Raw genomic sequence first — 17,981 nt, 5'->3', positions numbered from 1 at the left:
CGGGTAGCCGGATCCCGGCCTATGGTCCAAGCGATGCATTGCCTGCGACCGGCGCGCGATGATTCGCCGTGGGTCGCCCATCCAGCGCAGCTTTGCGCAGCGAGGTGACGACATGCCGAACGACTCCCGTCCCGCCGTACTCGAACTGATCGGCAACACGCCGCTGGTGCGTGTCAGCCGTTTCGATACCGGCCCCTGTACGCTGTTTCTCAAGCTTGAATCGCAAAACCCCGGTGGCTCGATCAAGGACCGCATCGGCCTGGCGATGATCGATGCCGCCGAGCGCGATGGCCGCCTGCGACCCGGTGGCACCATAGTCGAAGCCACCGCCGGCAACACCGGCCTCGGCCTGGCCCTGGTCGGCCGCGCCAAGGGTTATCGAGTGGTCCTGGTGGTGCCGGACAAGATGTCCACCGAGAAAGTCCTGCATCTCAAGGCGATGGGCGCCGAAGTGCACATCACCCGCTCCGATGTCGGCAAGGGCCACCCTGACTACTACCAGGATATGGCCGCACGACTGACCAAGGAGATTCCCAACGCGTTCTTCGCCGATCAGTTCAACAACCCGGCCAACCCGCTGGCCCACGAATGCAGCACCGCGCCGGAAATCTGGGCGCAGACCCAGCATGACGTGGACGCCATCGTGGTCGGCGTCGGCTCGGCCGGCACCCTGACCGGCCTGACCCGGTTCTTCCGCCGGGTGCAGCCGGACCTGGCCATGGTCCTGGCCGATCCGGTCGGCTCGGTGATGGCCGAATACAGCCGCAGCGGCGCCCTCGGCACGCCCGGTTCCTGGGCGGTGGAAGGCATCGGCGAAGACTTCATTCCGTCCATCGCCGACCTTTCCAGCGTGCGCAAGGCCTATTCCATCAGCGACGAGGAAAGTTTCGAGCACGCCCGCCAGTTGCTGCGCGCCGAGGGTATTCTCGGTGGCTCTTCGACCGGTACCCTGCTGGCCGCGGCTCTGCGCTACTGCCGCGAGCAGACTGAGCCGAAGCGGGTGGTCAGCTTCGTCTGCGACACCGGCACCCGCTACCTGTCGAAGATCTACAACGACCAATGGATGAACGACCAGGGCCTGCTGCAACGCAAAGGCTACGGCGACCTGCGCGACCTGATCGCGCGGCGCTTCGAGGACGGCCGGGTAATCAGCGTGGGGCCGGACGATACCCTGCTCACCGCCTTCCAGCGCATGCGCCTGGCCGACGTCTCGCAACTGCCGGTACTGGTGGATGGGCAGCGGCTGGTCGGGGTGATCGACGAGTCGGACATCCTGCTGGGCGTGCACGAAGATGCTTCACACTTTCGCAAGACCGTGGCCAGCGCCATGACCGATCAGCTGGAAACCCTGCCTCCCGGCGCCAGCCTGGCCGAACTGGAGGCGGAACTCGACCGTGGCTTAGTGGCGATCATCGCCGACGCTTCGGGCTTCCACGGCTTGATTACCCGGGTCGACATGCTCAACCACTTACGGAGATCACTGCCATGAGCCAACAGGATGAAAGCGGCGCGCCACGCGCCTTCGCCACCCGGGTAATCCATGCGGGGCAAACGCCGGACCCTTCCACCGGGGCGCTGATGCCGCCGATCTATGCCAACTCCACCTATGCCCAGCAAAGCCCCGGGGTGCACAAGGGGCTCGACTACGGGCGCTCGCACAACCCCACGCGCTGGGCCCTGGAGCGCTGCGTGGCGGACCTCGAGGGCGGCACCCAGGCCTTCGCCTTCGCCTCCGGGCTGGCAACGATTTCCACCGTGCTCGAACTGCTCGACGCGGGCGCGCATATCGTTTCCGGCAATGACTTGTACGGCGGGACGTTCCGTCTCTTCGACAAGGTGCGCCAACGCAGCGCCGGCCATCGCTTCAGCTTCGTCGACCTGACCGATCTGTCGGCTTTCGAAGCGGCGCTGCAGGACGACACCCGGATGGTCATGGTCGAGACCCCGAGCAATCCCCTGCTGCGCCTCACCGATCTCGCCGCCATCGCGCGCATCTGCCGGGCGCGGGGCATCATCTGCGTCGCCGACAACACCTTTGCCAGCCCGTGGATCCAGCGTCCGCTGGAGCTGGGCTTCGATATCGTGCTGCACTCGACGACCAAGTACCTCAACGGCCATTCCGACGTGATCGGCGGTATCGCGGTGGTCGGGCAGAACCCCGACCTGGTCGAGCGCCTGGGCTTCCTGCAGAACGCCGTGGGAGCGATCGCCGGGCCGTTCGACGCCTTCCTCACCCTGCGCGGGGTAAAGACCCTGGCGCTGCGCATGGAACGCCACTGCAGCAACGCCCTGGAGCTGGCGCAATGGCTGGAACGCCAGCCACAGGTGGCGCGGGTCTACTACCCGGGCCTGCCGTCCCACCCGCAGCACGCACTGGCACGGCGGCAGATGCACGGTTTCGGCGGGATGATCTCCCTCGACCTGGACTGCGACCTGGCCGGCGCCAGGCGTTTTCTCGAGAGCGTGCGGATCTTTGCCCTGGCCGAGAGCCTGGGCGGTGTGGAAAGCCTGATCGAGCACCCGGCGATCATGACCCACGCCAGCATTCCCGCGGACACCCGGGCGCAGCTCGGCATCGGCGACGGGCTGGTGCGTTTGTCCGTGGGGGTCGAGGATGTGGAGGACCTGCGCGCCGACCTGGCCCAGGCACTGACGCGAATCTAAATGGCCGACAGGCACAAAAAAGCCCGCCTGGCGTACAAGGCGGCTCACTGAGAGCCGCATTGCATCGCCAAGCGGGCTTGTGGTTCCCGGGGCTCAGCCCTTGAACACTTCATCCAGCAGGTTGTGCATCGAGGTGAAGGCGCGACGGGCGGTCTTGGCGTCGTACATCATCTTGCCCGGCACATTGGCGTGCGGATCGGTGAAGGAATGCACCGCGCCGCCGTAGCTCAGCAGTTGCCAATCCACGCCCGCGGCATTCATTTCCGCTTCGAAGGCCGGCAACTGCTCTTTCGGTACCAGCGGGTCGGAAGCGCCATGCAGTACCAGCACCGAGCCCTTGATGTTCTGGGCGTCGGCCGGGTTCGGCGTATCCAGGGTGCCGTGGAAAGACACCACGGCTTTCAGCGGCGCGCCGCTGCGCGCCAGCTCCAGGGAGCAGCAGCCGCCGAAGCAGAAACCGAAGGTGGCCAGCCTGGCCTTGTCCACCGCGGCTTCCTGCTGGCTTTGCAGCGCCTCGAAAGCCGCCTGCATGCGCTTGCGCAGCAGGGCCCGGTCATCCTTCAGCGGCATCATGGCGGCGCCCGCCTCGTCGCCGTTGCTCGGACGGACCTGTTGCCCGTACAAGTCGGCGATCAGCACCACATACCCCTTGGCGGCCACCGCCTCGGCGATCTTCTCGGCACCGGCGCCGACACCCATCCAGTTCGGCGCCATCAACAACCCCGGACGCGGGCCCTGCTGGCTGACATCGAACGCCAGGCGGCTTTCATAGGATTGACCATCAATCTGGTAGACCAGGGAACGAACAGTGACTTGGCTCATTTCAGACTCCTGATTCAAAAACACCGGAATGAAAAAACCCGCCGAAGCGGGTTTTTATACAACGCAGTTAAACCGACAGTTCAACCAGCAGCTTGTTCAGACGACGCACATAGGCGGCCGGGTCTTTCAAGCTGTCGCCGGCCGCCAGGGCCGCCTGATCGAAGAGGATGTGCGACAGGTCGCCGAAGCGCTCGTCGCTCTGCTCGCCGTCGAGTTTCTCGATCAACGGGTGAGCCGGGTTGAATTCGAAGATCGGCTTGGAATCCGGCACCTTCTGCCCGCTGGCCTCGAGGATCTGGCGCATCTGCAGGCCCAGGTCCTGCTCGCCGATCGCCAGGATCGCCGGGGAGTCGGTCAAGCGGTGGGAAACCCGCACTTCGCTGACGGTATCGCCCAGGGCGGTCTTGATCCGCTCCACCAGGCCTTCCTTGCTCTTGGCGACTTCTTGCGCGGCCTTCTTGTCCTCTTCCGAGTCCAGGTTGCCCAGGTCCAGGTCACCACGCGCCACGTCGACAAAGCTCTTGCCGTCAAAGTCGCTCAGGTAGCTCATCAGCCACTCGTCGATGCGGTCGGTCAGCAGCAGCACTTCGATGCCTTTCTTGCGGAAGACTTCCAGGTGCGGGCTGTTCTTGACCTGCGCGTAGGTTTCGCCGGTGAGGTAGTAGATCTTGTCCTGGCCTTCCTTGGCGCGTGCCAGGTACTCGGCCAGGGAAACATTCTGCTCGCCGTCGTCGCCCTGGGTGGAGGCGAAGCGCAGCAGGCCGGCGATCTTTTCCTTGTTGGCGAAGTCTTCGGCCGGGCCTTCCTTCATCACCTGGCCGAAGTTTTTCCAGAAGCCCTTGTATTGCTCAGGCTCGTTCTTCGCCAGTTTTTCCAGCATGTCCAGCACGCGCTTGGTCAGCGCCGACTTCATGGAGTCGATGATCGGGTCTTTCTGCAGGATTTCCCGCGACACGTTCAGCGACAGGTCGTTGGAGTCGACCACGCCCTTGATGAAGCGCAGGTACAGCGGTAGGAAGGATTCCGCCTGGTCCATCACGAACACGCGCTGCACGTACAGCTTCAGGCCTTTCGGCGCTTCACGCTGGTACAGGTCGAATGGCGCACGAGCCGGCACGTACAACAGCGAGCTGTATTCCAGCTTGCCTTCGACCTTGTTGTGGCTCCAGCTCAGCGGGTTCTCGAAATCATGGGCGATGTGCTTGTAGAACTCCTGGTATTCCTCGTCCTTGATTTCGGTACGCGGACGGGTCCACAGGGCACTGGCGCGGTTGACGGTTTCCCATTCCTGCGCAGGCTTCTCCTCGCCCTCAGCGGCAGCGGCCTCTTTCGGCAGCTCGATCGGCAGGGCGATATGGTCGGAGTACTTCTTGATGATGTTGCGCAGGCGCCAGCCGTCGGCGAACTCGTCTTCGCCGGACTTCAGGTGCAGGACGATGCGGGTACCGCGGTCGGCCTTGTCGATGGTCGCGACTTCGAACTCGCCTTCGCCCTTGGAGGACCAATGCACGCCTTCGCTGGCGTCAAGGCCGGCGCGGCGGCTGAAGACATCGACCTTGTCGGCGACGATGAAGGCGGAATAGAAGCCCACGCCGAACTGACCGATCAGGTGCGAATCCTTCTTCTGGTCGCCGGTGAGGTTTTTCATGAAATCGGCGGTGCCGGACTTGGCGATGGTCCCCAGGTGGGTGACCACATCGTCCCGGCTCATGCCGATGCCGTTGTCTTCGAGGGTGACGGTCTTGGCCTCCTTGTCGAAGCTCACACGGATTTTCAGCTCCGCGCCACCTTCCAGCAACTCAGGCTTGGACAGGGCTTCGAAGCGCAATTTGTCGACAGCGTCAGAGGCGTTCGAGATCAGTTCGCGAAGGAAGATTTCCTTGTTGGAATACAGCGAATGGATCATGAGGTGCAGCAGTTGCTTTACCTCGGTCTGGAAGCCCAGGGTTTCCTTTTGAGTTTCCACACTCATGGTCATCAAACTCCAATCAGATGGCATAAGCCGCGCCCGGAGGGCTTACGGCGGGATGTCCACAGAGTTGGGGGCTATACCTGAGATTTCAAGACCCTGGACTTTCTTCGAGCTTGAAATGTGCGCGGGCGGTGGCAATCGGCTCCTCCGCGCTGCTCTGCCAGGCGGTGATGGCCACGTTCGCCACCCGCCGTCCCTGGCGGCAGACCTGGCATTTGGCATAGGTATCGCGAAATTGCCCGGCACGCAGGTAATCGAGGGAAAAGTCGATGATCTTCGGCACGCCCGGCGAGCCGGTGCCAATCAACAGATGCAGGGCCGCGGCCAGCTCCATGAATCCGGCGATCACCCCACCGTGCAGGGCCGGCAGCAACGGGTTGCCGATATTGTCGCGGTTGGCGGGCAGGCGAAACAGCAACTCATCGCCCTGCCGCGAACACTCGATGCCGATCAGTCTGGCGTAGGGAATCAATTGCAGCAGCGCGGCATAATCGCCTTGCTGGTGGGCATGCAGCACTTGCTTCTGGAAATCGTCGCTCATGGCTGCTCACCCTTGATGGCGCCGGCAAAACCTTTGCTGCCCTTGATGCCCTTGCCCATGCGCATGAAGGTGCCCACCACATGGGCAACAGGGTGCTCGGGGTCATCCTGATAGGCAAAACCACGGGTGAAAATCACATCGGTGGTCACCCGGTAGCACTGGGCAAAACCATACACGCTCTTGCCTGGCTGCGCCGGGTGCATGTAATCGATGCGCAGGTCCAGGGTCGGGCAGACCTCGAACTCCGGCAGGACGCACAAGGTCGCCATGCCACAGGCGGTGTCCATCAACGAGGTCAGCGCACCACCGTGGATCACTCCGGTCTCGGGGTTGCCGACTATCTGCGGGCTGTAAGGCAACATCAGGGTGATGCCGTCTTTTGAGGCGCTGTGCACGCTCATGGCCAATACCTGGCAATGGCGCAACGCCGACAAAAATCGCGTCGCACGCTCAAAAACAGGGTTTTGCTCCATAAGGAAATTCTCTAGTTGGTGTCAAAACCGCTCGGTTAACGCGGCAGGTAAAAGTTCCATATTGCTGGCACTTTATATATCTTTAACTTTCAAGGAACTTAACCTGTAGAGCCATGCTCGAAAGGCCAGAAGATATCTTCAATAAGGAGAAACACCCCATGCGTAAGACTTTAGCTATTGCCCTGATGCTGACCGCTTCCCTCGGTCTCGCTGCCTGCGATAAAAAATCCGAGGACAAAGCTCAAGATGCCAACCAACATGCTGAGCAAGCTCAACAGAAAATGAATGAAGCTCAGGATAAAGTGAACGAAGCTGCAAAAGAAAACGCCGAAGCAGCCAAAGATCAGGTTGAATCGAGCAAAGCAGCGGCTGAAGAAGCTGCCAAGGAAGCCGCTCCTAAAACCAACTAATCCGGTTTTAGTGCAGCAAAAAGAAAGCCCGCCTAGTGCGGGCTTTACTTTGTCTGCAATAACGCTAAGCCAACAGGCTGCGAAAAGTCGGACTAAGCATCAGCAGCAATGAGCAGAGCAGACCGATAAACCAGACCAGACTGCGCTGCCAGGCAAGATCCGCCCAATAGCAAAGCAGATAGATAACCCGAGTAATGACGAAGACGATCGCCAGGCCGTCGATCAACCAGCCCTGAGTCTGGGTGGTATGGGCCATCAGGACCCCGACCGCGAATAACATGAAGGCTTCGAAACTGTTCTGGTGCGCCGCCACTGCCCGGGCACCGAACCCTGTGAGTTGTGTCTGTTGCTGACGTGGCAGGTGATTGTCGTAACCGCCCTGCTCTTTCATCGCTCTGGCTACTGGTATGCGCGCCACGTAAATCAACAGCGCGCTGATAAACACACACCAAAACGCAATACTCATCAGGCTATCTCCTTGTTCGCCTCGGGCAATGGCGCCTCTGTAGGGGTATAGACCATCACGTCCAACACGTCGGAATGAAACTCCCGGCGGTACAGCACCAGCACCACGCCCGCACTCATCAACATAAACAGCCAGGGGCTGACGAACCAGGCCAGCATGCTCATGCCGAAGTAATAGGAGCGCAGACCGAAGTTGAACTGGTTGGCGGCCATGGAAATTACTCGCGCGGCCCGCATTGCAAAGGCTTTTCGCTCCTGTTCGGAAACATGCCGCTCACCGATCATCGGTGCCGAGCCCACGAGAATGGCCGCGAAGTTGTACTGGCGCATGCACCAACTGAAGGTGAAAAAGGCATAGACAAACACCAGGGCCAGGCACAGCAGCTTGATCTCCGACATGCCCTGGGAGGCCTGCTGAACCATGGGAATGTCGGCCAGCAGCGACACCGCACGCTCGGAAGCACCAAGCACGGTGAGGATACCGGCGAGGATAATCAGGGTGCTGGAGGCAAAGAACGAGGCGTTGCGCTCCAGGTTGCCGATCACGCTGGCGTCGGCAATGCGGTTATCGCGCAGCAGCATGCGGCGCATCCAGTCTTCCCGGTACAAATGCAGCACGCTGGCCAGGCACGCGGTGTCGCGGCCCTTCCACGTGGCGTAGCGGGTGTAGCCGCCCCAGCAGATGACAAACCAGAGGGCGGCGATGAGATGGATCAGGTTGGCTTCGACGAACGACATGCAGGTTCCCGGATAGGCGTTGGCAGAGTGCGGATACAACTGGCACTGCTTCGACGTTGATCGAGGAAAAAAGACACCATCGGCCGCCCATAAAAAATGCCCCGTATCGCGGGATACGGGGCATTTTCATGGCTACTCGGTGCCCGCTTGTGACAGGCCCCGGCAGATAGCGGTTTAGGCCAGCGCTTCGCTGCGCTTGCCCAGCAGGCGGTCGCAGGCTACCGCGACCACCAGGGTCATGACCGAAGGCACCAGCCACGCCAGGCCCTGCTCGCTCAGCGGCAGGTGCATCAACTGGGTTGGCATCCAGTCCGCCAGGCCGGCGCCCTTGAGGGCGTCGATCAGGCCGAACAGGAAGGACACCAGCATTACCGGACCGACGATGCGGCCTTGCTCATGCCAGAAGTCCTTGCAGAAGCTCAGGGCCACCAGGGCGATGCACGGTGGGTAGATCGCGGTCAGCACCGGGATGGAGAAGGCGATCAGCTTGGTCAGGCCCAGGTTGGACACCAGCAGCGAGAACGCCGCCAGGATGATCACCAGGGTCTTGTACGACAGCGGCAGTACGCGGCTGAAGTACTCCGCGCAAGCGCAGGTCAAACCGACCGCGGTCACCAGGCAGGCCAGGGAAATCAACACGGCGAGGAAGCCGCTGCCCAGGGAGCCGAAGGTGTGTTGCACATAAGCATGCAGCACCGCCGCGCCATTGGTGGCACCGGCCGCGACTTCATGGCTGCCCGAACCCAGGCGGAACAGGCTGACATACACCAGCGCCAGGCCGATACCGGCAATCAGCCCGGCGATGATCGCGTAACGGGTGATCAGGCGTGGCGACTCGACACCGCGGGAACGGATGGCGTTGACGATGACGATGCCGAACACCAGCGCGCCCAGGGTATCCATGGTCAGGTAACCATTGATGAAGCCCTGGGAGAACGGCGCCGCGACGTATTCGGGCGTCGCAACACCGATATCACCGGCCGGCAAGGCGAACGCGGCGATGCCCAGTACGGCCAGGGCGATGATCTTCAGCGGCGCGAGGAAACGCCCAACGGTATCCAGCAGGCGTCCCGGGTAGAGGGAGATGAAAAACACCAGCAGGAAATACACCGAGCTATAGAGGAACAGCGCCAGCGGGCTTTCGCCGGTCAGGGGCGCCAGGCCTACTTCGAAGGACACGGTCGCGGTACGCGGCGTTGCAAACAACGGGCCGACCGCCAGGTAGCAGACCGCCGCCAGCAGGCCGCCGGCGATCTTGCCGATCGGGCTGCTCAGCGCGTCCATCGCCCCGCCGACCTTGGCCAGCGCAATGACAGTCACCACCGGAAGCCCCACAGCGGTGATCAGAAAGCCCAGCGCCGCGATCCAGACGTTAGGTCCGGACTGCAAGCCGACGATAGGCGGGAAGATGATATTGCCGGCCCCGACGAACAGGGCAAAGGTCATAAAACCCAGTGCCAGAATGTCCTGGCCTTTCAACACTTTCATTAAGGAAATACCACACTACTGAATCGGAATTTAGAGAGGGATTTCCCTTATGGGTGAGGGAAATGCTGTCGGTCCGTATAGGACTGACCCGTTTAGCGCGCGGCTTCCTTGTGGGACGCAGACGCAAAAGAGGCGGCTAGACTACCGAATTTGTAAGACAAACGCACTGTTAGAGGGCGAACTGTCCGATCAGCGACATTTGCGTGTCGCGTTTACGTATCAAAAGCAGCTGCAAGGTACAAGTTTCAAGCGACAAGCTTCTCTTGCAGCTTGTCGCTTGAGGCTTTGCAACTGCTCTTAACGAACAAAGGCCACCCGAAGGTGGCCTTTGTTGGTGGAGCGTCAGCTAAGCGCGGGGCTTACTTGACAGCCCAGCCAGTCAGCTCGGCCAGGGCCTTGCCGATGTCTGCCAGCGAACGCACGGTTTTCACGCCTGCGTCTTGCAGAGCAGCGAATTTCTCGTCTGCAGTGCCTTTGCCGCCAGAGATGATTGCGCCAGCATGGCCCATGCGCTTGCCCGGAGGAGCAGTCACACCAGCGATGTAGGAAACAACCGGCTTGGTCACGTTAGCCTTGATGTAGGCAGCCGCTTCTTCTTCAGCCGAACCGCCGATCTCACCGATCATCACGATCGCTTCGGTCTTCGGGTCTTCCTGGAACAGCTTCAGGATGTCGATGAAGTTGGAGCCAGGGATCGGGTCACCACCGATGCCGACACAGGTGGACTGACCGAAACCGGCGTCAGTGGTCTGCTTCACGGCTTCGTAAGTCAGGGTGCCGGAACGGGAAACGATACCGACCTTGCCTGGCAAGTGAATGTGACCTGGCATGATGCCGATCTTGCATTCGCCTGGAGTGATCACGCCTGGGCAGTTAGGGCCGATTAGGGTAACACCCAGCTCGTCGCACTTAACTTTAGCGTCCAGCATGTCCAGGGTAGGAATGCCTTCGGTGATGCAGACGATCAGCTTGATGCCGCCGAAAGCCGCTTCCAGGATGGAGTCCTTGCAGAAAGGAGCTGGAACGTAGATCACGCTGGCGGTGGCGCCAGTGGCAGCTACAGCGTCTTTCACGGTGTTGAAGACAGGCAGGCCCAGGTGCTCGGTGCCGCCTTTGCCCGGAGTTACGCCGCCAACCATCTTGGTGCCGTATTCGATGGCTTGCTGGGTGTGAAAACTACCTTGCGAACCGGTAATACCCTGGCAGATAACTTTGGTGTCTTTATTGATCAGGACGCTCATTATTTGCCCTCCGCAGCTTTGACAACTTGTTGAGCAGCGTCGGTCAGGCTGGTAGCAGCGATGATGTTCAAGCCGCTTTCTGCCAGTACTTTAGCGCCCAGTTCAGCGTTGTTGCCTTCAAGGCGAACAACAACCGGGATTTTCACGCCGACTTCTTTCACTGCACCGATGATGCCTTCGGCAATCATGTCGCAACGAACGATGCCGCCGAAGATGTTGACCAGTACTGCAGCGACGTTGGTGTCGGACAGGATGATCTTGAAGGCTTCGGTCACGCGCTCTTTGGTAGCACCACCACCTACGTCGAGGAAGTTGGCTGGCTTGCCGCCGTGCAGGTTGACGATGTCCATGGTACCCATGGCCAGGCCGGCACCGTTGACCATGCAGCCGATGTTGCCTTCCAGCGCTACGTAGTTCAGTTCGAACTTGGCAGCGTGTGCTTCGCGCGGATCGTCCTGGGACGGATCGTGGAAAGTCTTCAGCTTAGGCTGACGGTACATGGCGTTGGCGTCGATGTTGATCTTCGCGTCCAGGCAGTGCAGATCGCCATCAGCCTTGATCACCAGCGGGTTCACTTCCAGCAGTGCCAGATCGTGGTCCTGGAACAGTTTGGCCAGGCCGACGAAGATCTTGGCGAACTGAGTGACTTGCTTGCCTTCCAGGCCCAGCTGGAAAGCCAGCTCGCGACCCTGGAATGGCTGAGCGCCAACCAGTGGATCGATAGTAGCCTTGAGGATTTTCTCAGGGGTGTCGTGAGCGATTTTCTCGATGTCCACGCCACCTTCGGTGGAAGCCATGAACACGATGCGACGGCTCGAACGGTCGACGACAGCGCCCAGGTACAGCTCTTTAGCGATATCAGTGCACGATTCAACCAGGATCTTGGTGACTGGCTGACCATTGGCGTCAGTCTGGTAAGTCACCAGACGCTTGCCCAACCACTGTTGAGCGAATGCTTTAGCGTCTTCTTTGCTGCGAACCAGCTTTACGCCGCCCGCTTTACCGCGACCACCGGCGTGAACCTGGGCTTTGACAACCCACTCGGAGCCGCCGATCTTGTCGCAAGCTTCTGCTGCTTCTTCCGGGGTGTCTACCGCGTAGCCTTTGGATACTGGCAGGCCGTATTCAGCGAACAGCTGCTTACCCTGATACTCGTGAAGATTCATGCTTTTTACCGTCTTCGTTAGGTACTGCGCATTCGGCGCTGCGCTCTTGATGAGTGCCGCGCCACCTGTGACCGCTCCTCACCGGACTCCCCTGCCCCGCATCCGCAGCCTGGGCTGCGGCACAGCGCATGAAGATTCCCGTGAGGTCGAGTCCAGCGGACGTTCCGCGGTGAGTCTTGCTCGCAAGGCTCACGACGGGCAATCCGCCGTGGTTTCTTATTGTCTTAACGCTTTTTGCGGTTGGCGATGTGGATGGCGCCGCCATTCACTGCCAGTGCTGCTTCGTGCAGGGCTTCGGACAGGGTCGGATGGGAGAAAACCATCATGCCCAGGTCTTCGGCGCTGGTGCCGAATTCCATGCCGATCGCACCTTGCTGAACCAGTTCTGCCGCGCTTGGGCCGATCACGTGAACGCCCAGTACACGGTCAGTCTTGGCATCAGCGATGACTTTTACGAAACCGCCGGTGTCGTTGGCTGCCATGGCACGGCCGCTGGCTGCGAACGGGAAGGTGCCGACGTTAACTTCAACGCCTTCAGCTTTCAAGGCCTGCTCGGTCTTGCCGACCCACGCGATTTCCGGGTGAGTATAAATAACCGAAGGGATCAGGTCATAGTTCATCTGAGCCTTGTGGCCCTTGATGCGCTCGACGACCATGATGCCCTCTTCCGAGGCCTTGTGAGCCAGCATCATGCCGCGAACCACGTCGCCGATCGCGTAAACGCCCGGTACGGTGGTAGCGCAGTGATCGTCAACGTGCACGAAACCGCGCTCGTCGAGGGTCACGCCGCAATCGGCAGCCAGCAGATCAGTGGTCACTGGACGGCGACCAACGGCTACGATCAGCTTGTCGAAAGTGATGTTCTGTTCGCCGTTGGCATCGGTGTAGGTCACGACCACTTCTTCGCCGTTGACCTTGGAGCCGGTGACGCGAGCGCCCAGCTTGATGTCCAGACCCTGTTTGGTCAGGGTTTTCAGCGCTTCCTTGGAGACGGCGGTGTCGGCAGCCATCAGGAAGGTGTCCAGGGCTTCCAGGACGGTCACTTCAGCGCCCAGACGGGACCATACCGAACCCAGCTCCAGACCGATCACGCCAGCGCCGATCACGCCCAGGCGTTTTGGTACGGATTGGAATTCCAGGGCGCCGGTGGAGTCGACGATCACTTTCTGATCGACCGGAGCCGGTGGAATGTCGATTGGACGGGAGCCCGGCGCCAGGATGACGTTCTCGGCTTCGATCACTTCCACCGAGCCGTCAGGCTTGGTGACTTCGACTTTCTTGCCGGCCAGCAGTTTGCCGTGGCCCTGGATGGAGGTCACGCCGTTGGCCTTGAACAGGGTGGCAACACCGCTGGTCAGGTTTTTCACGATATTGGCCTTACGGCCGACCATCGCAGGCACGTCCATGGACACGCCAGCGTGGCTGATACCGTGGATCGCGAAACCGTCTTGGGCTTCGTGGAATTTCCAGGAGCTGTCCAGCAGCGCCTTGGAAGGGATGCAGCCGACGTTCAGGCAAGTACCGCCGAGGGCCAGCTTGCCCTCCTTGTCGGTATATTTCTCGATGCAGGCAGTCGTGAGGCCGAGTTGCGCAGCTTTAATGGCAGCTACATAGCCGCCAGGGCCTGCGCCAATCACTACCACGTCGAATTTCTGAGTCATGTGTCATTCCTTCTCGAATCAAACCGGACGGCCTCTTGTGGAGGCCGTCGTGGGACGAAGCTGTTCGTTTCGGCGAAAGGCCGATCATCGCTGATCGGCCCATGCTACGAAATCAGATATCCAGCAGCAGACGAGCCGGGTCTTCCAGCAGGTTCTTGATGGTAACCAGGAAGGTCACTGCTTCTTTGCCGTCGATCAAACGGTGATCGTAGGACAGAGCCAGGTACATCATCGGACGGATAACCACCTGACCGTTGATCGCCATAGGACGCTGCAGAATGTTGTGCATGCCCAGGATCGCCGCTTGTGGCGGGTTGACGATCGGAGTCGACATCATCGAACCGAAAGTACCACCGTTGGTGATGGTGAAAGTACCGCCGGTCATCTCTTCCATCGACAGTTTGCCGTCACGGGCTTTCTTGCCGAAGGTGGCGATGCCGCCTTCGATTTCAGCCAGGCTCATCAGTTCGGCGTTACGCAGAACCGGAACCACCAGCCCGCGGTCGCTGGACACGGCAACACCGATGTCGGCGTAACCGTGGTAAACGATGTCGGAGCCGTCGATCGAGGCGTTGACCGCAGGGAAACGCTTCAGCGCCTCGGTAGCAGCCTTGACGAAGAACGACATGAAGCCCAGGCGTACGCCGTTGTGGGACTTCTCGAACAGATCCTTGTACTTCGAACGCAGAGCCATGACTTCGGTCATGTCGACTTCGTTGAAAGTGGTCAGCATCGCCATGTTCGACTGGGCTTCGACCAGACGCTCGGCAACCTTGGCACGCAGGCGGGTCATCGGAACTCGCTTCTCGACGCGGTCGCCAGCAGCGAATACCGGAGCAGCGGCGGCAGGAGCAGCGGCCTTGGCAGGCGCGGCGGCTGGAGCGGCTTTCTTGGCGGCAACGGCGGCAACCACGTCTTCCTTGGTCACGCGACCGCCTTTGCCGGTACCGGCAACGGAAGCGATGTTGATGCCGTTCTCTTCAGCCAGCTTGCGCGCGGCAGGAGCAGCGATTGGATCGTCTTCGCCTTCGGCGGCAGGCGCTGCGGCCTGGGCGGCAGCCGGTGCGGCAGCGGCTGGAGCAGCAGCGGCGGCAGCGCCTTCGGCGATGGAGCCCAGGACCTCGTCGGACAGAACAGTGTCGCCTTCGTTCTTGACGATAGCGCCCAGCACGCCGTCAGCGGTGGCCAGAACTTCCAGCACGACCTTGTCGGTTTCGATGTCGACGATCAGCTCGTCGCGCTTGACGGCGTCGCCCGGTTTTTTGTGCCAGGTGGCAACGGTGCCATCGGCAACCGATTCCGGGAAAGTGGGGGCTTTGATCTCGATAGCCATTATCTGTGGTTCCTTAAATTCGGTTTCAGGTGCGCGAAGGCGTTAAACAGTGAAAGCATCTTGCAGCAGTTTTTCCTGCTGCTCGGCGTGCATCGACGCGTAACCGCATGCAGGTGCAGCAGAGGCTTCACGGCCCGCGTACTCGAGTACGAGCGACTTGTCGTGATTGCCAACGATGCGGCGCATGTGGTGCTGGCTGCAGTACCAGGCACCCTGGTTCATCGGCTCTTCCTGACACCAAACGACATGCTTGAGGTTGGTGTACGGAGCCAGGACTTCGTTCAAGTCGTCCTCAGGGAATGGGTACAGCTGCTCGATACGCACGACGGCGATGTCGTCGCGGCCTTCGGCACGGCGTTTTTCCAGCAGGTCGTAGTAGACCTTGCCGCTGCACAGAATCAGACGATTCACGTCTTTTGGATCCTGGGCATCGATTTCCGGAATAACGGTCTGGAACGAACCTTCCGCCAGATCTTCCAGGGTCGAGATGGCCAGTTTGTGACGCAGCAGCGACTTCGGAGTCAGAACCACCAGCGGCTTGCGCAGCGGGCGAATCACCTGACGACGCAGCAGGTGGTAGATCTGGGCCGGGGTGGTCGGCATGCAGACCTGGATGTTGTGCTCGGCGCACAGCTGCAGGTAACGCTCCAGGCGAGCCGAAGAGTGCTCCGGACCCTGACCTTCATAACCGTGCGGCAGCAGCATGGTCAAGCCGCAGAGACGGCCCCACTTGTGCTCGCCACTGGTGATGAACTGGTCGATCACCACCTGGGCACCGTTGGCGAAGTCGCCGAACTGGGCTTCCCAGATCACCAGCGCGTTTGGCGTGGTGGTCGAGTAACCGTATTCGAACGCCAGTACGGCTTCTTCGGACAGGAACGAATCGTACAGATCGAAACGTGGCTGGCCGTCGTACAGGTGCTGCAGCGGAATGTAGGTGCTGGCGTCTTTCTGGTTGTGCAGGACCGCATGACGGTGCGAGAACGTACCGCGGCCGATGTCCTGGCCGGTCATGCGAATCGGGTGACCTTCGAACGCCAGGGTCGCGTATGCCATGGTTTCAGCATAACCCCAGTTGATCGGCAGGCCGCCGGCTTGCATCTTCTGACGGTCTTCGTAGATCTTCGCGACCTGGCGCTGGACCACGAAGCCTTCCGGCAGTTCCAGCAGCTTGGCGGACAGTTCCTGCAGGGTCTTCAGATCGAAGGTGGTGTCGTGACGTGCAGTCCAGGCGTGGCCCAGATATGGACGCCAGTCCACGAACAGCTCTTTGTTCGGCTCTTTGACCAGGCTCTTCACGACGTGCAGGCCGTTGTCCAGCGCGTTGCGGTATTCGTCGACTTTCGCCTGAACACGCTCGGCGTCGAGCACGCTTGCCTGGACCAGACGATCGGCATACAGCTCACGGGTGGTGCGCTGCTTGGCGATCTGCTGGTACATCAGAGGCTGGGTGCCGCTTGGCTCGTCCGCTTCGTTGTGGCCGCGACGACGGTAGCAGACCAGGTCGATCACCACATCGCGCTTGTACTGCATGCGGTAGTCGATGGCCAACTGGGTCACGAACAGTACGGCTTCCGGATCGTCACCATTCACATGGAGGATCGGCGCCTGGATCATTTTCGCGACGTCGGTGGCGTACTCGGTGGAGCGCGAGTCCAGCGGGTTGCTGATGGTGAAACCGACCTGGTTGTTGATCACGATGTGCACGGTGCCGCCGGTCTTGAAACCGCGGGTCTGCGACATCTGGAAGGTTTCCATCACCACGCCCTGGCCTGCGAAAGCAGCGTCACCGTGGATCGAGATTGGCAGAACCTTGTCACCGGTCTGGTCGTTGCGGCGATCCTGACGGGCGCGCACCGAACCCTCGACCACTGGCGAAACGATCTCCAGGTGGGACGGGTTGAAGGCCATGGCCAGGTGAACTTCACCGCCGGTGGTCATCACGTTGGACGAGAAGCCCTGGTGGTATTTCACGTCACCGGAGCCCAGTTCGACCTTCTTCTTGCCTTCGAACTCGTCGAACAGCTCGCGCGGGTTCTTGCCGAAGGTGTTGACCAGGACGTTGAGGCGACCACGGTGGGCCATGCCGATCACGACTTCCTTGGTCCCGTAGGAACCGGAACGCTGGATCAGCTCGTCGAGCATCGGGATCAGGCTTTCGCCGCCTTCCAGGCCGAAACGCTTGGTGCCCGGGTACTTGGTGCCCAGGTATTTTTCGAGGCCTTCAGCTGCGGTGACGCGCTCGAGCAGATGACCCTTGATATCCGTGGAATAGGTCGGACGGCCGCGTACGCTTTCCAGACGCTGCTGGAACCACTGGCGCTGCTCGGAATCGGTGATGTGCGTAAATTCAGCGCCGATGGTGCGGCAATATGTCTGCTGCAACGCTTCGTGAATTTCGCGTAGGCTCGCTTCCTCTTTGCCGATGAACAGGTCGCCGGCACGGAAGGTCGTATCAAGATCGGCATTGGTCAAGCCGTAATGATTGATTGACAGGTCTGCAGGTGCAGGACGCTGCCACAGCCCCAGCGGGTCCAGCTGGGCTGCCTGGTGGCCGCGCATACGGTAGGCCTGGATCAATCGCAGCACTTCAACTTGCTTCTTCTCGTGCTCGCTGCTCACGCTACCGGCGGATACCGGCTGGGCGCGGCGCTGGTTCTTTGCCAGCAACACGAAGTGATCGCGGATTGTCGAGTGCGAAACATCGATGGCAGTGCTGCCGTCGGTAGGCAACTTCTGGAAGTAAGTGCGCCACTCTTCTGGCACAGCGTTAGGGTCGTGCAGGTAGAGCTCGTAGAGCTCTTCCACATAGGCAGCGTTACTACCGGATAGGTAGGCGCTGTTCCACATGCGCTGCATCACGCTTTCTTGCATGCTTGGTCACCCTCGGTTAGGGGAACACCACCGGCGAAGACACCGAGCAAACTTGCAAAAGTCCGAGTGCAGCGACCAAAACAAGCCACTTAGGATCACGCTGATAGTCCGGGTACCAGCCCGGATGCCCCTG

Annotated in this window: 15 protein-coding genes; 3 read left to right on the top strand and 12 right to left on the bottom strand. The window is 60.6% G+C overall.

What is annotated here, in order from left to right; translation table 11 throughout:
- Positions 1-112: 112 nt before the first annotated feature.
- Positions 113-1,489, top strand: coding sequence for a pyridoxal-phosphate dependent enzyme (locus AC07PQ_RS27885; protein WP_007931539.1), 1,377 nt, complete (start codon positions 113-115; stop codon positions 1,487-1,489).
- Positions 1,486-2,664 carry a trans-sulfuration enzyme family protein gene (locus AC07PQ_RS27880; protein WP_007931537.1) on the top strand — a complete coding sequence of 393 codons (1,179 nt, stop codon included), beginning with the start codon at positions 1,486-1,488 and terminating at the stop codon, positions 2,662-2,664. The genes AC07PQ_RS27885 and AC07PQ_RS27880 overlap by 4 nt, the downstream gene beginning before the upstream one ends.
- A gap of 93 nt (positions 2,665-2,757) precedes the next feature.
- Here AC07PQ_RS27880 and AC07PQ_RS27875 read toward each other — a convergent pair whose 3' ends face one another.
- From AC07PQ_RS27875 to AC07PQ_RS27860, 4 genes are all read right to left on the bottom strand, one after another.
- Positions 2,758-3,486 carry a dienelactone hydrolase family protein gene (locus AC07PQ_RS27875; protein WP_493186472.1) on the bottom strand — a complete coding sequence of 243 codons (729 nt, stop codon included), beginning with the start codon at positions 3,484-3,486 and terminating at the stop codon, positions 2,758-2,760.
- Between the two features lie 67 nt (positions 3,487-3,553).
- Positions 3,554-5,458 (bottom strand): molecular chaperone HtpG, encoded by a 1,905-nt coding sequence (htpG, locus tag AC07PQ_RS27870; protein ID WP_493186473.1) that lies wholly within the window; start codon positions 5,456-5,458, stop codon positions 3,554-3,556.
- Positions 5,459-5,546: 88 nt separating this feature from the next.
- Positions 5,547-5,999: a PaaI family thioesterase gene (locus tag AC07PQ_RS27865; RefSeq protein ID WP_007931532.1), complete on the bottom strand. Its 453-nt coding sequence runs from the start codon at positions 5,997-5,999 to the stop codon at positions 5,547-5,549.
- Positions 5,996-6,472, bottom strand: coding sequence for a PaaI family thioesterase (locus tag AC07PQ_RS27860; protein ID WP_053260157.1), 477 nt, complete (start codon positions 6,470-6,472; stop codon positions 5,996-5,998). Before AC07PQ_RS27860 ends, AC07PQ_RS27865 begins: the two co-directional genes overlap by 4 nt.
- A gap of 158 nt (positions 6,473-6,630) precedes the next feature.
- On the opposite strand from AC07PQ_RS27860, the gene AC07PQ_RS27855 reads away from it, so the two are divergent.
- Entirely contained in the window at positions 6,631-6,882 is a 252-nt protein-coding gene (locus tag AC07PQ_RS27855; protein WP_007931529.1) for a hypothetical protein, read from the top strand.
- 64 nt (positions 6,883-6,946) lie between these two features.
- Here the strand turns inward: AC07PQ_RS27855 and AC07PQ_RS27850 are convergent, their stop codons facing one another.
- The 8 genes from AC07PQ_RS27850 to AC07PQ_RS27815 all read right to left on the bottom strand — a co-directional run bounded on the left by AC07PQ_RS27850 (position 6,947) and on the right by AC07PQ_RS27815 (position 17,848).
- Positions 6,947-7,348 carry an MAPEG family protein gene (locus AC07PQ_RS27850; RefSeq protein ID WP_009042792.1) on the bottom strand — a complete coding sequence of 134 codons (402 nt, stop codon included), beginning with the start codon at positions 7,346-7,348 and terminating at the stop codon, positions 6,947-6,949.
- A complete protein-coding gene (locus AC07PQ_RS27845) occupies positions 7,348-8,085 on the bottom strand; it encodes a DUF599 domain-containing protein (protein ID WP_007931525.1) in 738 nt (245 codons plus the stop codon). The genes AC07PQ_RS27850 and AC07PQ_RS27845 overlap by 1 nt, the downstream gene beginning before the upstream one ends.
- Before the next feature lie 174 nt (positions 8,086-8,259).
- Positions 8,260-9,573: a branched-chain amino acid transport system II carrier protein gene (gene brnQ / locus AC07PQ_RS27840; RefSeq protein WP_007931515.1), complete on the bottom strand. Its 1,314-nt coding sequence runs from the start codon at positions 9,571-9,573 to the stop codon at positions 8,260-8,262.
- A gap of 359 nt (positions 9,574-9,932) precedes the next feature.
- Positions 9,933-10,814, bottom strand: coding sequence for a succinate--CoA ligase subunit alpha (sucD, locus tag AC07PQ_RS27835; RefSeq protein WP_007931513.1), 882 nt, complete (start codon positions 10,812-10,814; stop codon positions 9,933-9,935).
- The gene (sucC, locus tag AC07PQ_RS27830) at positions 10,814-11,980 is read right to left on the bottom strand and encodes an ADP-forming succinate--CoA ligase subunit beta (protein WP_007931510.1); all 1,167 of its coding nucleotides are present in this window, start codon (positions 11,978-11,980) and stop codon (positions 10,814-10,816) included. The genes sucD and sucC overlap by 1 nt, the downstream gene beginning before the upstream one ends.
- A gap of 224 nt (positions 11,981-12,204) precedes the next feature.
- Complete coding sequence (gene lpdA, locus AC07PQ_RS27825) at positions 12,205-13,641, bottom strand: dihydrolipoyl dehydrogenase (RefSeq protein WP_007931507.1); 1,437 nt, start codon at positions 13,639-13,641, stop codon at positions 12,205-12,207.
- A gap of 112 nt (positions 13,642-13,753) precedes the next feature.
- Entirely contained in the window at positions 13,754-14,974 is a 1,221-nt protein-coding gene (gene odhB, locus AC07PQ_RS27820; RefSeq protein ID WP_009042789.1) for a 2-oxoglutarate dehydrogenase complex dihydrolipoyllysine-residue succinyltransferase, read from the bottom strand.
- 42 nt (positions 14,975-15,016) lie between these two features.
- A complete protein-coding gene (locus AC07PQ_RS27815; RefSeq protein ID WP_007931503.1) occupies positions 15,017-17,848 on the bottom strand; it encodes a 2-oxoglutarate dehydrogenase E1 component in 2,832 nt (943 codons plus the stop codon).
- Positions 17,849-17,981 lie beyond the last annotated feature (133 nt).

It is taken from the genome of Pseudomonas sp. GW821-FHT09E12 (assembly GCF_059416085.1).
This window is presented reverse-complemented; position numbering and strand designations above follow the sequence as displayed.